The sequence below is a fragment of the Variovorax guangxiensis genome (genome assembly GCF_003952165.1).
Classification (GTDB): domain Bacteria; phylum Pseudomonadota; class Gammaproteobacteria; order Burkholderiales; family Burkholderiaceae_C; genus Variovorax; species Variovorax guangxiensis.
In genome coordinates, this window is sequence record NZ_RXFT01000042.1 from 1 (window position 1) to 1,017 (window position 1,017).

The 1,017-nt window shown below is 62.7% G+C and carries 1 protein-coding gene; it reads left to right on the forward strand.

Annotated elements, in window-relative coordinates; translation table 11 throughout:
• Positions 1–83: 83 nt before the first annotated feature.
• Positions 84–1,017 (forward strand): IS481 family transposase (locus EJP67_RS33510; protein WP_126026017.1); only part of this gene is annotated, 934 nt, incomplete at its 3' end.

Consider the following 1,017-nt stretch of genomic DNA (forward strand, 5'->3'; position numbering starts at 1 on the left):
TGTGCTGTTTCAATAGGTTGTTCACCCGGAAGGGTCTGGGAGACTGGAGTTACCACGCTTCAATCCCCAGAGAGAACAACCGAGTGAACAGCCACAAGAATGCCAGATTGACCTTCGAAGGACGCAAGTTGCTGATCGAGCGCATTGCCGCTATGGGGCTGATGCCGGCAGCCGAGGCTGCCGGCATCAGCCAGCGCACCGCGCGTAAATGGCTCCAGCGCTTCGAGCTGCACGGTTTGGATGGCCTATACGACCGCAGTTCGCGCCCGGCCAGGACACGCACGGGTCTGGACGAGGCACTTCGCCAGCGCATCGAGCAACTGCGCCGTGCTCGCATGCCCATGCGCCGCATTGCCACCACTGTTGGGCGCAGTGTTGCCACCGTCAGCCGGCTGCTGGCTCGACTAGGGCTGTCCAGCCTGAAGGTTCTGGAGCCCTTGAAGCCGCTGGTGCGTTACGAGCGCGAGGCACCTGGTGAGTTGCTGCACATGGACACCAAGAAGCTCGGGCGCATTGAGCGCATAGGCCACCGCATCAACGGCGACCGCACCACGCGCAGCCGAGGTGCTGGCTGGGAGTTCGCCCACGTGGCCATCGACGATCACTCCCGAGCCGGCTTCGTGCAGATGTACGAAGACGAGCGCAAGGCCTCGGCCGTGGCGTTCCTGCAAGCCGCGGTGGCTCACTATGCCGCTTTGGGCGTGACCATCAAGCGCCTGATCACCGACAACGGTTCAGCCTATCGCTCGCGACTGTTCGCCAAGACCTGCCAGGCCCTGGGTATCAAGCACACCTTCACCAGGCCCTACAGGCCGCAGACCAATGGCAAGGCCGAGCGATTCATCCAAACCTGCCTGCGCGAGTGGGCCTACGGCCGTACTTGGAACACCAGTGATGAGCGCACCGCATGGTTGCCAGCCTTCCTGAGCTACTACAACGCCCGTAGGCCGCACTCGGCCCTAGGCTACAGGCCTCCCGCCTCCAGACTCGGCGGGAATAACCTATTGCAACTCAACA